Origin of the sequence: Streptomyces seoulensis, assembly GCF_022846655.1 — a bacterium.
Classification (GTDB): Bacteria; Actinomycetota; Actinomycetes; order Streptomycetales; family Streptomycetaceae; genus Streptomyces.
The window spans coordinates 1,810,964-1,823,004 of the sequence record NZ_AP025667.1 but is presented as its reverse complement, the minus strand read 5'-3'; the positions used below and the strand labels follow the sequence as shown (position 1 = coordinate 1,823,004).

The 12,041-nt window shown below is 71.0% G+C and carries 10 protein-coding genes; 7 read left to right on the top strand and 3 right to left on the bottom strand.

The features are described 5' to 3' along the window. Window positions 1–39 precede the first annotated feature (39 nt). On the bottom strand, window positions 40–1,203 hold the full coding sequence (locus HEK131_RS08335; protein WP_244334246.1) for a hypothetical protein: 1,164 nt from the start codon (window positions 1,201–1,203) through the stop codon (window positions 40–42). Between the two features lie 243 nt (window positions 1,204–1,446). Between HEK131_RS08335 and HEK131_RS08330 the strand changes: the two genes are divergently transcribed. From HEK131_RS08330 to HEK131_RS08300, 7 genes are all read left to right on the top strand, one after another. Next, window positions 1,447–2,292: an NAD-dependent epimerase/dehydratase family protein gene (locus HEK131_RS08330; protein WP_244334245.1), complete on the top strand. Its 846-nt coding sequence runs from the start codon at window positions 1,447–1,449 to the stop codon at window positions 2,290–2,292. A 288-nt stretch (window positions 2,293–2,580) separates the two neighbouring features. After that, window positions 2,581–3,351 (top strand): DeoR/GlpR family DNA-binding transcription regulator, encoded by a 771-nt coding sequence (locus HEK131_RS08325; protein ID WP_161146498.1) that lies wholly within the window; start codon window positions 2,581–2,583, stop codon window positions 3,349–3,351. Between the two features lie 96 nt (window positions 3,352–3,447). Further along, entirely contained in the window at window positions 3,448–4,818 is a 1,371-nt protein-coding gene (locus tag HEK131_RS08320; protein WP_217461580.1) for an ABC transporter substrate-binding protein, read from the top strand. Next, window positions 4,815–5,750, top strand: a complete 936-nt coding sequence (locus tag HEK131_RS08315) for a carbohydrate ABC transporter permease (RefSeq protein WP_217461581.1) — start codon at window positions 4,815–4,817, stop codon at window positions 5,748–5,750. The genes HEK131_RS08320 and HEK131_RS08315 overlap by 4 nt, the downstream gene beginning before the upstream one ends. Then, complete coding sequence (locus tag HEK131_RS08310; RefSeq protein ID WP_217461582.1) at window positions 5,747–6,601, top strand: carbohydrate ABC transporter permease; 855 nt, start codon at window positions 5,747–5,749, stop codon at window positions 6,599–6,601. Before HEK131_RS08315 ends, HEK131_RS08310 begins: the two co-directional genes overlap by 4 nt. Then, complete coding sequence (locus HEK131_RS08305) at window positions 6,598–7,587, top strand: zinc-dependent alcohol dehydrogenase family protein (protein ID WP_217461583.1); 990 nt, start codon at window positions 6,598–6,600, stop codon at window positions 7,585–7,587. Before HEK131_RS08310 ends, HEK131_RS08305 begins: the two co-directional genes overlap by 4 nt. Before the next feature lie 96 nt (window positions 7,588–7,683). Then, on the top strand, window positions 7,684–8,898 hold the full coding sequence (locus HEK131_RS08300; RefSeq protein ID WP_244334244.1) for a TerD family protein: 1,215 nt from the start codon (window positions 7,684–7,686) through the stop codon (window positions 8,896–8,898). 91 nt (window positions 8,899–8,989) lie between these two features. Here the strand turns inward: HEK131_RS08300 and dapA are convergent, their stop codons facing one another. Both dapA and HEK131_RS08290 read right to left on the bottom strand, forming a co-directional pair. Then, window positions 8,990–9,898 carry a 4-hydroxy-tetrahydrodipicolinate synthase gene (gene dapA, locus HEK131_RS08295; protein WP_244334243.1) on the bottom strand — a complete coding sequence of 303 codons (909 nt, stop codon included), beginning with the start codon at window positions 9,896–9,898 and terminating at the stop codon, window positions 8,990–8,992. A gap of 76 nt (window positions 9,899–9,974) precedes the next feature. Then, complete coding sequence (locus HEK131_RS08290) at window positions 9,975–11,798, bottom strand: endonuclease/exonuclease/phosphatase family protein (protein ID WP_244334242.1); 1,824 nt, start codon at window positions 11,796–11,798, stop codon at window positions 9,975–9,977. Window positions 11,799–12,041: the final 243 nt, after the last annotated feature.

The following is a 12,041-nucleotide window of genomic DNA, read 5'->3' as shown; positions in this document are numbered from 1 at the left end:
CGCTGCCCGGAACTCATCGGCGCCGGGGCCCGGACCTGCTCACCGCCCCGCGAGCCCCTCCCGTACCGCGGCGAGGTCCGCGTCCGAGGCCAGCCCGGCGTGGTAGAGCCGCAGCTCGTTCGCCCCCTCGGCGCGCGCCCGGTCGGCGTCGGCCGCGAGGCGGGCGGGGTCGCCGCCGAGGCCCCGGACGACGGTGAGGTTGGCCGCCAGGACCGTGTCCTCGCGCGCGTGCTCGGCGAAGGGTGCCAGGCGGTGCGTACCGTCGACGCAGGGGACGACCACCCCGTCCGCGACCGAGAGTATGTGGGCCGGGTCCACCCCGGCGTTGGCTCCGCAGTGGTACGGGACCGGGTCGGCGTGCAGGAGGACCCGGAAGCCCTCGGGGGCGGCCGCGCGGACCGCGGCGACCGCCTCCTCCTGGAGCGTGCGGGCCACCGCCTCGCGCCACGCGCGCGTGGCGGCCGCCGTCTTCGCGCCCAGCCCCCGCTCCACGCCCCGCCAGCCGTCGCCGTCGGCCGCGCCCCGCCACACCGGCTCCAGCGCGGCCCGCACAGCGGAGGCCAACTCATCTGCTTCCAGGCCCTGTTCGGCGTACCCGTCCCGGCAGGCAGGGCAGAAGCAGAGGGACATCAGATACTGCCCGGCCTCTCCGAGCGCGACCCCGGCGGTCTTGTCGTGGGCGTGCAGATGCTGGAGTCCGTACCAGCCGAGGGACTCCAGCTCGGTGCCGCTCGCGCCGGGGCGTACGGCCGCCTCGGCGGCGAGGCCGGCCAGGTAGGCGCGGGTGGCCGGCTGGGCGACGCAGGGCGCCCAGGGGTAGCGGTCGCCGTAGGCGTTGACGACACAGGTGTGCGGATGCTCCGCGCCCAGGCGGGAGTTGTGCGCCAGGACGACCCAGCTGTGCACCTCGAGACCGGCCCCGGCGAGCGCGGCCGCCGCCTCGCCGAAGGCGTCGCCGGGGGCCCAGTCACCGGCCGGGTGGGGCCGGAGATCCCGGTCGGCCCACTGCTCACCCGGGAGGTAGAGCACGGCCGCGTACTCGGCGGTGACGATCCGGTGGCGCGGGTGGCGCGGGGTGAGCGCGCGGGTGGAGTGGTAGGCGGCGGCGAGGGTCACCTGTGCCACGCCGAGGCCGGCGATACGGCCGGGAGCCTCGGGATCGCCGTTGACGTCCCAGGGGTAGACGAACGCGGACGCCCGCACGCTTCCTCCTCCAGCGGCCCGACCGCACCACTGGGCAGCAAGCTGACCGGTGTCCGCATGCGTGAACGCTACGAGCACGGCCGAAGGCGGTCAAGGCCGCGCGCACCCCGTACCCATCAGCCGATTGACCGTACCCGGCAACCCACTTGACCCGCCTCTGCCCTCTCTCTAGCTTCGCCAAGGATGTGAACCGCGTCCACACCCACGGCCGACGCCAGGCCGGATCAGGCAAGGAGGCCGAGGATGCCCGCACCCCGCACCGCACCCGACACCGCACCCCGCACCACGCCCCGCACCATCCTGCTCACCGGAGCCGCAGGCGGCCTGGGCACCCTGATGCGCTCCCTGCTGCCGGCCCACGGCTACACCCTGCGCCTCCTGGACGCCCGCCCGATACCCGGCGTCCCTGACGCCATCACGGCGGACCTCGCCGACCTGGACGCGCTGCGCGAGGCGGTACGGGGTACGGACGCGGTGCTGCACCTGGCGGGCATCTCCCTGGAAGCCCCGTTCGAGAAGATCCTGAAGTCGAACATCGAGGGCACCTACCACCTCTACGAGGCCGCCCGCCTCGAAGGCGTCCCCCGCGTGGTGTTCGCCTCCTCCAACCACGCCGTCGGCCACACCCCCGTCCCGGCCCAGGGGGACCCGCTGATCCCGGTCGGCACCCCGCGCCGCCCGGACACCTTCTACGGCCTGTCCAAGTGCTTCGGCGAGGATCTGGCCCAGCTCTACTGGGACCGGCACGGCCTGGAGACCGTCTCCGTACGCATCGGCTCCTGCTTCCCGGAGCCGACCAGCGTGCGCATGCTCTCGATCTGGCTGAGCCCCGCCGACGCCGCCCGCCTCTTCCACGCGGCCCTGACCGCCGAGGGTGTCGGGCACACCGTCGCCTACGGCTCCTCCGCCAACACCCGCCTGTGGTGGGACCTCTCCTCCGCGCGCGCCCTCGGCTACACCCCCGAGGACGACTCGGAGCCGTACGCCGAGAAGCTCATCGCCGAGCAGGGCGAACGGGACCCCGCGAACCCCGCCCACGACCGCCTCGGCGGCCACTTCCTCACCGACCCGCCGATCTGGCCGTACTGACCACGCCACCGGAGTCCCTCCGGTCGGCCCCTCGGCCGAAAACGATCGCGGACGGGCACCAAACGGGCCCGTCCGCAGTCATGTTCGGGCACGCGCGGCGCCCGCTCCCACCCGGCACCCCGCTGCCGCGCAGGTCCGAGGCGGGCGCGGCGGGATGTGATCGGGCACACACGGGCAGGATCGGGCACGGAACAGACCTGGTCAGCGCCGCGCGTCCGCTGTAGAACTTCCCCCAGGGCCCGAACGGGCATCCCAGCGGGCATCTCGATGACGAGAGCGGGTGACGACATGAACACCAGGACGGCCGAGGAACGCCAACGCGAGATCGTGCGCGCGGCGCGGGCCACCGGTTCCGTCGACGTCACCGCGCTCGCCGACGAGCTGGGCGTGGCCAAGGAGACCATCCGGCGCGACCTGCGCGCCCTGGAGGACCACGGGCTGGTCCGCCGCACCCACGGCGGCGCCTACCCGGTGGAGAGCGCCGCCTTCGAGACCACGCTCGCCTTCCGCGCCACCAGCCACGTACCCGAGAAGCGCAGGATCGCGGCCGCCGCGGCCGAACTGCTCGGGGACGCGGAGACGGTCTTCGTCGACGAGGGCTTCACCCCCCAGCTCATCGCCGAGGCCTTGCCGACCGGCCGGGCGCTGACCGTGGTGACCGCCTCCCTGCCCGTCGCGGGCGCCCTGGCGGAGGCCGAGAACGTGTCGGTCCTGCTGCTGGGCGGCCGGGTCCGGGCGGGCACGCTCGCCACGGTCGACCACTGGACGACCAAGATGCTGGCCGGCTTCGTGGTGGACCTCGCCTACCTCGGCGCCAACGGCATCTCCCGCGAACACGGCCTGACCACGCCCGACCCCGCGGTCAGCGAGGTCAAGGCGCAGGCCATCCGGGCCGCCCGGCGCACGGTCTTCGCGGGGGTGCACACCAAGTTCGGGGCCGTCAGCTTCTGCCGGTTCGCCGAGGTCGGCGCGGTGGACACGATCGTCACCAGCAGCCAGCTCCCGGCGGCCGAGGCCCACCGCTACTCCCTTCTGGGGCCGCAGGTCATCAGGGTCTGACGCTCCTTCGCACCACAGATTTCGCATCACCCCTCCCTGAGGGCACCCCTGCGCGGGGACACGCCCTCTTTGTCCCCATATATCCAGGAGCGATCCATGCGCACCCCGAGCCGACGGAGGCCGCGAACCACGTTCGCCATGGCCGCCGCAGGGACGCTGCTCGCCCCGCTGCTCTCCGGCTGCTGGGCCGGCGCGGGCGGGACCGGTTCCGGCGGCGATTCCATCAACGTGCTGATGGTCAACAACCCGCAGATGACCGAGTTGCAGAAGCTGACCCGCGCCCACTTCACCAAGGAGACGGGCATCAAGGTCAACTTCACCGTGCTGCCCGAGAACGACGTCCGCGACAAGATCAGCCAGGACTTCGCCAACCAGGCCGGCCAGTACGACGTGGCCACGCTGTCCAACTACGAGATCCCGATCTACGCCCGCAACGGCTGGCTGCACGACATGGACTCGTACGTGGCCAAGGACAAGGCCTACGACCAGCAGGACGTGCTCGGGCCCATGCGGCAGTCGCTGACCGGCGACGACCACAAGCTCTACGGGCAGCCCTTCTACGGCGAGTCGTCCTTCCTGATGTACCGCAAGGACGTCTTCGCGGCCAAGGGCCTGAAGATGCCCGCGCACCCGACCTGGCAGCAGGTGGCCGACCTCGCCGCGAAGGCGGACGGCGCCCGGCCCGGCATGAAGGGCATCTGTCTGCGCGGCCTGCCCGGCTGGGGCGAGGTGATGGCGCCGCTGACGACGGTGGTGAACACCTTCGGCGGGACCTGGTTCGACAAGGACTGGAAGGCCCGGCTGGACTCCCCCGAGTTCGAGAAGGCCGTCAAGTTCTATGTGGACCTGGTACGTGAGCACGGCGAGTCCGGCGCGGCCCAGTCCGGCTTCGCCGAGTGCCTGAACAACATGACCCAGGGCAAGACCGCCATGTGGTACGACGCCACCTCGGCGGCCGGACTCCTGGAGGGCAAGGGCTCCCCGGTCAAGGGCAAGCTCGGCTACGCCCCCGCCCCGGTGGAGAAGACCAAGTCCTCCGGCTGGCTCTACACCTGGGCCTGGGGCATCCAGCACGCCTCCCACAACCCCGACAAGGCGTGGAAGTTCGTCTCCTGGGCCTCCAGCAAGGAGTACGAGCAGTTGGTCGGTGACACCAGCGGCTGGGCCGACGCCCCGGCGGGCAAGCGCGCCTCGACGTACACCAATCCGGAGTACCGCAAGGAGGCCGCCTCCTTCCAGGAGATGACCAAGGAGGCCATCGAGAGCGCCCGGCCCACCGACCCCGGTGTGCAGCCGCGACCCGCGCCCGGCATCCAGTTCGTCGGCATCCCCGAGTTCACCGACCTCGGCACCAAGGTGTCCCAGCAGATCAGCGCGGCCATCGCCGGCCGCCAGTCGGTCGACTCGGCCCTGCGCAAGTCCCAGCAGCTCGCCGAGCAGATCTCCAAGGAGTACGAGGGACGATGACAGCGACGACAACGGCCCCGCTCGCGGCCGGCTCCGCACCCGCCATCAAGCACCCCCCGGCCCGGCTGCGGGCCTGGGCCACCCGCGCCCCGCTCCTGCCTGCCCTGGTCTTCATGATCGTGGTGACCCAGTTGCCCTTCGTGGCCACGCTGGTGATCTCGTTCTTCGACTGGAACGCGCTCTACCCCAAGGCCCGCCGCTTCACCGGGATCGACAACTACCAGCAGGTCCTCACCGACGCCGACCTGCGCCACTCGGTATGGGTGACCGTGCTGCTCACCGCCTCGGTGGTGGTGGCCAGCCTGGTGCTCGGCCTCGCGCTGGCGCTGCTGCTGGACCGGAAGTTCAAGGGCCGGGGTGTGGTCCGCACCCTGCTGATCGCCCCGTTCCTGGTGGTCCCGGTGGCCGCCGCCCTGCTCTGGAAGCATGTGCTCTACAACCCGGAGTACGGTCTTCTCAATGGGTTGCTGCACTATGTGGGCGGCCCACAGCCGGACTGGGTCTCCAACACCCCGCTGCTCGCGGTGGAGGCTTCGCTGGTGTGGCAGTGGACGCCGTTCATGATGCTGATCCTGCTGGCCGGACTGCAGAGCCGGGACCAGCAGCAGATCGAGGCCGCCCGGGTGGACGGGGCGAGCGACTGGCAGATCTTCCGCCACCTCACCCTCCCGCACCTGCGCCGCTACCTGGAACTGGGCGCCCTGCTGGGTTCCATCTACATCGTGCAGAACTTCGACGCGGTGTTCACGCTCACCTCCGGCGGCCTCGGCACCGCGAACCTGCCGTACACCGTCTACCAGAGCTTCTACCAGGCCCATGAGAACGGCCTCGCCTCGGCGGCGGGTGTCCTCGTCGTCATCGGCTCCATCGTCATCGCCACCTTCGCCCTGCGCGTGGTGTCGTCCCTGTTCCGCGAGGAGGTGTCCCGATGAGTTCCACCACCGCCACCCCCGCGCGGCGCACCGGCCGAGGCGGGCGCGGCCTGGGCCTGGTGGCCTGGCTGGCCGGCATCGTCTTCTTCCTGCCCATCGCCTGGATGGTCCTGACCTCGTTCCACTCCGAGGCGGACGCGGCCACCAACCCGCCGTCCTTCGCCGCCCCGCTCACCCTGGACGGCTACCGCGAGTTCTTCGGCGCGGCCGGAGGCGCCAGCCCCTGGCCCGCGCTGATCAACTCCACGGTCGCCTCGCTGGCCTCCACCCTGTTCGTGCTGGTGCTGGCGCTGCCGGCGGCGTACGCGCTGTCGATCCGGCCGGTGAGGAAGTGGACCGACGTCCTGTTCTTCTTCCTCTCCACCAAGATGCTCCCGGCCGTGGCGGGCCTGCTGCCGCTGTACCTGTTCGCCAAGAACGCCGGGCTGCTGGACAACATCTGGCTGCTGGTCGTCCTCTACACCTCGATGAACCTGCCGATCGCGGTGTGGATGATGCAGTCCTTCCTCGCCGAGGTGCCGGTCGCCGTCATCGAGGCGGCGCGGGTGGACGGGGCTTCGCTGCCGGTGATCCTGGCCCGCGTGGTCGCGCCGATCGCGCTGCCCGGCATCGCGGCCACGTCCCTGATCTGCTTCATCTTCAGCTGGAACGAGCTGCTGTTCGCCCGTGTCCTGACCGGGGTGGTCGCGGAGACCGCGCCCGTCTTCCTCACCGGCTTCATCACCAGCCAGGGACTGTTCCTGGCCAAGGTGTGCGCCGCGTCGCTCGTCGTCTCCCTGCCGGTACTCGCCGCGGGGTTCGCCGCCCAGGACAAGCTGGTCCAGGGCCTGTCGTTGGGAGCCGTGAAATGAAGGCCGCCGTCATCGAGTCCGTGGGCCGCGCCGTCGTCAGCGAGGTCCCCGACCCGACCCCGGGTCCGCGTGACGTCGTCGTGGAGGTCGCCGCGTGCGGGATCTGCGGTACCGATCTGCACATCCTCCAGGGCGAGTTCGCGCCCAAGCTGCCGATCGTGCCGGGTCATGAGTTCGCGGGCCAGGTCGTCGGGATCGGCAGCCAGGTCACCGAGGTCGCGGTCGGCGACCAGGTCGCGGTGGACCCGTCCCTGTACTGCTACGAGTGCCGCTTCTGCCGCGACGGCCACAACAACATGTGCGAGCGCTGGGCCGCGATCGGCGTGACCACGGCCGGCGGTGCCGCCCAGTACGCGGTCGCTCCCGTGGCCAACTGCGTGAAGCTGCCCGAGCACGTCCGCCCCCAGGACGCGGCCCTCATCGAGCCGCTGTCCTGCGCGGTGCGCGGCTACGACATCCTCAACTCCCGCCTCGGCGCCCATGTCCTGATCTACGGCTCCGGCACCATGGGCCTGATGATGCTGGAGCTGGCCAAGCGCACGGGTGCGGCGAGCGTGGACATGGTCGACATCAACCCGGCCCGGCTGGAGACGGCCAAGCTGCTCGGGGTCTCGGGCTCGGCGGCCAACGCCGACGAGCTGGACCGGCCGCAGGGCTGGGAGGTCGTGATCGACGCTACCGGCAACGCGGCGGCGATCCAGGACGGCCTGGGCCGGGTGGCGAAGGCGGGTACGTACCTCCAGTTCGGCGTGGCCGACTACGCGACGCGGGTGACGATCGACCCGTACCGCATCTACAACCAGGAGATCACCATCACCGGCTCGATGGCGGTGCTGCACAGCTACGAGCGGGCGGCGGAGCTGTTCGCGAACGGTGTGCTGAACCCGGACGTGTTCATCAGCGACCGGCTTCCGCTGGAGAACTACCCCCAGGCGCTGGAGCAGTTCGCGGCGGGCGTCGGCCGCAAGATCGTGGTGGTGCCCTGACCTGTGCCTTTCCCGGCGCCGTGATCCGAACGGGGGTCACGGCGCCAGGTAAGGGAACGGCAAAGTGGTGTCGTTCGTTCACCCGGCATGACCGCTATGACCCCTGGCTCAAACGTCCCGCTCCCGGCCGCCCGTGTGACGGTGGACGTGGCCGCTCCGGTGCGGCTCGACGTGTCGGGCCTGCTGCTCACCGCCGACGGCAAGGTGCGCTCCGACGACGACTTCATCTTCTACAACCAGCCGGCCGGCCCCGGCGTGACCTACCGCTCGGGCGGCGGTTCCGCGCCGGACGCGATCACGGTCGACACCGCCGCGGTGCCGCCGGACATCGAGAAGATCGTCGTCACCGCGAGCCCGGACGCGGCGGGCCAGACCTTCCAGGGCATCGAGCCGACGGCCACGATCCGGGACGCGGACGGCGGTGCGGTCGTCGCCTCCTTCACCCCGCCCGGCCTCGGCGCCGAGACGGCCCTCGTGGTCGTGGAGATCTACCGGCGCAACGGCCAGTGGAAGGCCCGCGCGGTGGGCCAGGGGTACGCGAACGGCCTGGCGGGCATCGCCACGGACTTCGGAGTGACGGTGGAGGAGCCGGCCCAGCCGGTCTCCGCCTCTCCGGTCCCCCAGACGCCCCCCGCTCCCCAGGCACCTCAGACGCCCCCGGCTCCCTCGGCACCCCAGACACCTCAGGCACCCCCGGTCCCCCAGGCTCCCCCGGCCCCCGTGCCGGGCGCGGGCAAGATCAACCTGGACAAGGGCCGGGTGAACCTCCAGAAGAACCAGACCGTCTCCCTGGTCAAGGGCGGCGCCCCCCTCCTCTCCCGCGTCCAGATGGGCCTCGGCTGGGAGCCCGCGTACCGGGGCAAGGACATCGACCTGGACGCCTCGGTCATCGCCTACGGCCCCCAGCGCAACGCCGTCGACAGTTGCTACTTCGGCAAGCTGTCCATCCTGGGCGGCGCGATCAAGCACTCCGGTGACAACCTCACGGGCGAGGGCGGCGGGGACGACGAGGTCATCACGGTCGACCTCGGCCGCATCCCCCCGGAGGTCACGGGCCTGGTCTTCACGGTGAACTCCTTCTCCGGCCAGAAGTTCACCGAGGTGGCCAAGGCGTACTGCCGCCTCATCGACCCCACCTCCGGCGAGGAACTGGCCCGCTTCGACCTGACCTCCGCCGAACCCCAGACGGGCGTCCTGATGGCCAAGCTGATCCGCCAGTACTCCGGCGAGTGGGACATGACCGCCCTGGGCGACTTCGTGAAGGCCAGGACGGTCCGCAACATGGTGAAGCCGGGCGCCCAGGCGCTGTGACAGGGATTCAGGGCCGGGTGCTCTGAGCGGAGGATGGCCGACCGGCGAGCCAACCGGTCGGCCATTTTCAAAGCTCAGGCCATCGGACGGTCTACCGAAGCCCTGTCGGTGAGCGGGTGAGCTGCCTAAAGGCAGTCACCAGATCCACCGTCGTCTCCTCGTCCGCCGCCAGCAGCGGTGCCCGTACCGGCCCCGCTGGGAGGTTCAGGGTGTTGAGGAGGGCCTTCGTCGTCACCGTGCCCGGTAGGTCGGAGGCCATCATCGCTTCGATCAACGGGGTGACGCGGGACTGGAGTTCGGCGGCTCTCGCCGTGTCCCCCGCGTCGAAGGCCGCCAGGATGGCCGCCACCTCTCCCGGCACCGCGTTGGCGATCGTGCTGACGCAGCCCGCCGCGCCGATGGCGTACAGCGGGAGGATGTGTTCGTCGCAGCCCGCGTAGTAGGCCAGGTCCGTCGCCGCCAGGACCTTCTGGGTGCCGAGGAAGTCGTAGGAGCAGTCCTTGACGGCGACGATACGGGGGTGGGCGGCGAGGCGGATCATCGTGGACGGGGCGATGCGCGTGCCCGTGCGGCCGGGGATGTCGTAGAGCATCAGGGGGAGGCCCGAGGCGTCCGCGACCTGGAGGAAGTGGGCTTCGACCGCCGCCTGTTGGGGGCGGCTGTAGTACGGCGTGACGACCAGCGCCGCGTCGGCGCCCGCCTTCTCCGCCGCGAGGGTCAGTTCGACGGTGTGCCGGGTGTCCGCCGTGCCGACGCCCGCCACCAGCGGGACGGAGTCGCCCAACGCCGAGCGGACCGCCGCGATCAGCTCCCGCTTCTCCGTGTCCGTGGTGGTGGGCGACTCGCCCGTGGTGCCGTTCAGGACCAGCCCGTCGCAGCCCTCGGCCACGAGACGGGCCGCCAGGCGGGCCGCCCCGTCCAGGTCGAGCGTGCCGGCCGACGTGAACGGGGTGACCATCGCGCAGAGCGTGCGCCCGAAGGGTGCGTTCCGATGCCTCATGGCCGTAGTCTCGACACCACGACCGTGAAGCTCCACTTAAATCTGCTACGAGATGTACGTAAGCAGACCTGAAGGGTCAGGGGCGGAAACGCAGCACCTGCGGGTCGTGGTCGCTGATCTGGTCGTGGAACTCCGAGTTGATGTGCACGCTGTCGTAGGCGAAGGAACCGCGACGGATCTCCCGGCTGATCAGGATCTGGTCGAGCACCTGCGCGTTGCCCTGGTAGTCGTAGGTGTAACGCTCCTTGCGGGGCAGCGACTTGATGGCCGACCAGAGCTGCCCGTCGCCCTCCAGGATCTTCGCGGTGTCGGAGAACTCGAAGTCGTTCATGTCCCCGAGCGCGATGACGTCCGCGTCCTTCTGGATGCGCAGCAGGTCCTTGACGAAGGTGTTCACCTCCGTCGCCTGCGCGTGCCGCTGCGTCTCGGAGCTGCGCACCGGCGGCTGGTACTGCCCGGTCAGCGGCTGGTCGCCGCCCTTGGAGTTGAGGTGGTTGGCGACCACGAAGACCGTCCGGCCACGGAAGACGAACTCACCGACCAGCGGCTTGCGGCTGTTGGCCCACGCCGTGTTCGCCGGGTCGATCCGGCCGGGCGAGACCGTCAGCCGGGCCTTGCCCCGGTCCTTGGCGACCCCGACCGCCGTGGTGGAGTCGCCGCCGGCGCGGTCGGTGAAGGACACCCGCTCGGGGTTGAACAGGAACACCTGCCGGATGTTGCCGCCGGGCTCGCCGCCGTCCTGCTTGTCGACGGGGTCGATGGAGCGCCAGTCGTAGCGCGGACCGCCCGCCGCGACGATGGCGTCGATCAGCTTGCCGACCGTCGCGCCCGCGCTCACCGTGCCGTCGTCCTTGGCGCCGTTGTCGTCCTGGATCTCCTCCAGGGACACGATGTCGGGCGAGCGCAGGTTGTTCACGATCGCGGACGCGTGGGCGTCGAAGGTGGCGTCGGACGGGTCGAGGTTCTCGACGTTGTACGTCGCCACCGCCAGCTCGCCGCGCGCCTGCGCGCGCGTCGTCTCCCGCTCCAGCCCGCCGCTCTTCAACGTGCCCAGGCTGCTCGCCACCAGGGTGTAGCCGCCGAACTGGTTGAAGTCCAGGGGGCCGGTGGTGGCGCCGGCGAGGGTGTCGCCGACGTTCGCCTTCGGGAAGTCCTCGGTCGCACCGAGCGACTGCACCTGGAGGCGGCCGGTGTTCTGCGAGTCGTAGGAGCCGTAGACGGTGCCGCCCCGGCTCGTGCGGTGCTCGTTCGGCTTCACCGTGACCCACAGCTCGCTGTACGGGTCGGTGCCGGTGACCACGCGCGCGTCGCCGACCCGGACGTTCATGCCCTCCAGCGACTCGTAGTAGTCGAGGGCGTAGGCCGCGGGCGCGAGGGGGAGGGCGTTGACCGAGTTGTTCGCGGCCGCGTCGCCGGCCGGGGCGTATCGTTCCGGCACCGAGCGCTTGCCGATCACGACCGGGGCCGGGACCGCGTTGCCGTTGGACACGGTGGCGACGGCCGGCTTGGTGATCTCGGTGACCGACTGGTTGCCCGAGGCGGTGCCGCCCGGCACGTACTCCGAGACGGTGCCGCCCACGGTGACCGCGTCGCCCACCGCGACCTTCGGCGCTGAGCTGGTGAAGACGAAGACGCCCTCGCTGGTGGCGGGGTCGGCGTCCGGGGCCGGGTCCTGGAGCCAGAAGCCCTTGGACGAGCCGTAGGTGCGTACGGCGGTGACCACGCCGGGCACGTCGGCGACCTGCTTGCCCGCGTACGGCGAGAGGCGGGTGGTGCCCTGGATGTCGTGGACGCGCACCGAGTCGGCGTGCGCGGGCGAGGTGGCGACGACGGCGGACGCGGCGCCGCACACGGCGGCGACGGTGAGCGCGGCGAGACGCGCGGAAGTCCTGCTCGGCAAGGGGATTCCTCCGGGGAACATGACGGAACGCCGGGACGGGAGTGCACGACAGCGTGTGGGGCTCGTCGCCCTCTGTGACACGCATAGAGCCGAGTGAACAGTTGTCCCCCCACCTCTACGCGCGTCAATCTCCTGCCTGGCAACTGGAGTTGTCAAGGTTTCGGCCACGTACGAGGGGTGGCGGGGGCCGGAACCGGGCTGCTTGCGGCCAAACCCGTCTACGCTGAGGGGTTGAGTGCTTTC